Origin of the sequence: Streptomyces sp. NPDC057438 (genome assembly GCF_042802995.1) — a bacterium.
Classification (GTDB): Bacteria; Actinomycetota; Actinomycetes; order Streptomycetales; family Streptomycetaceae; genus Streptomyces.
Map to the genome: position 1 here is coordinate 1 of NZ_JBHVDD010000202.1, position 1,618 is coordinate 1,618.

At 74.2% G+C, this 1,618-nt stretch carries 1 protein-coding gene; it reads left to right on the forward strand.

All coding sequences use genetic code 11. From position 1 onward, the window contains the following. Positions 1-90: 90 nt before the first annotated feature. On the forward strand, positions 91-1,341 hold the full coding sequence (locus ACFU5F_RS42370; RefSeq protein ID WP_383899029.1) for an MFS transporter: 1,251 nt from the start codon (positions 91-93) through the stop codon (positions 1,339-1,341). Positions 1,342-1,618 lie beyond the last annotated feature (277 nt).

Consider the following 1,618-nt stretch of genomic DNA (forward strand, 5'->3'; position numbering starts at 1 on the left):
GGTTCCGGCGGCGGTCGTCCGCCCCCTTCCGACCGCACACCCCGCACACCAGGGCGCGGGCCCGCGCCCGTGAACCCAAGGTGAAAGCAGATGACCACAACTCATGAGCGTCCGGCGGACGCGACGACCGAGGGGGGTGCCGGGACGAGCAGTCGGCGGGTCGTCGTCCTCGCCTTCCTGACCATCTTCCTCGACGGATTCGACACCGCGTCGCTCGGCTTCGTCGTGCCGACGCTGGCGCGGGAGTGGAACCTGGACGAATCGGCGTTCACTCCGGCGCTCGTCGCCACCAACCTCGGCGTGGTGATCGGATACCTGTGCTCCTCGCGGGCCGCCGCGCGCTTCGGGCGCAAACCCCTGATCGTCACCGGAACCCTGGTGTTCGCAGCGGGGTCGGCACTGACCGTGCCCGTGGACTCGGTGACGACGCTCGGCGTCGCGCGCCTGGTGACCGCGCTCGGTCTCGGCGTCGTGCTGCCCGCGTGCGTCTCCCTCACCGCGGACCACGTGCCCCCCGCACGGCGGGAGTCCGCCAGCGTCGGGGTCGTCCTGGCGATCGCCGTCGGCGCCGTCGCCGGAGGTCTCGTCAGCACACCCCTGATCACCGCGTTCGGATGGACGTCCGTCTTCTGGGCCGGCGCCCTGCTGCCGGCGCTGATGGTGCCGGTGCTGGTGCGGGGCCTGCCCGGCACCCCCGACTCCTCCGTACCGCGCGCGGAGGCGGCGGACCCCTCCGTACGCCGGCTGTTCGAGCGGGGCACCGCCGTGCGGACGGTACTGCTGTGGTGCTTCGCCCTCCTGATGTACACGACGAACTACGGCCTCCTCACCTGGCTGCCGACCCTGCTCGCCCGGGGATACGGCTTCACTCCCGAGCAGGCGCCGGTGGGCACGTCGATGATCGCCTTGGGCGGGGTCCTCGGCGGACTGGTGATGGTTCCCCTGTGCGCACGGATCGGTACGCCGCGCGCCCTGACCGTGATGGCGCTGGCGGCCGTCGTGTTCCTCCTCGCGACGGCGTGGGCGGACACCGGCCGCGCGGCGCTGCTGGTGATGCTGGCCGCGGCCGGTGCGGGCATCGTCGCGGGCGTGCTCGGTCAGACGGCCCTCGCGGTGACCCTGTATCCCACCGCGACCCTCACGACCGGTGTCGCCTACGCCGCCGCGCTCGGCCGCACCGGCTCCATCGTCGGCCCGGCCGTCGGCGGAGGGCTCCTCGCCCTGGACGTCCCGGGCCGAGAGATCCTGCTGCTGTCCGCGGTGCCGCCCGCGCTGGGAGCGGTGGTCGCCTTCGTCTTCGTTCTGCGGACGCGCTCCGCGGCCGTACGCGACGGTTCCTGACACGCTCCACAGCCCTGCGCGCCCGTTCCTGACGCGCTCCGCCCGGCAGCCTCCGGCGTGCCGCACGTGGGCCCCGGCCTCATCGGGCCGGGGCCCACGTGCGTCCGCGTCCGTCCGGCCGGCCACTCGTTCGGGCCGGCGGCCCGTCCGCCTCAGGACGTGTACGCGTGTGCACGCCGCCCGCACGAACGCCCCGGGCGGGGCCGGAAGACCGGCCCCGCCCGGGGGAGTTGCGGACCGCGTGGAGAAGGCGTCGGACGGGGCTCCGTCACCAGGT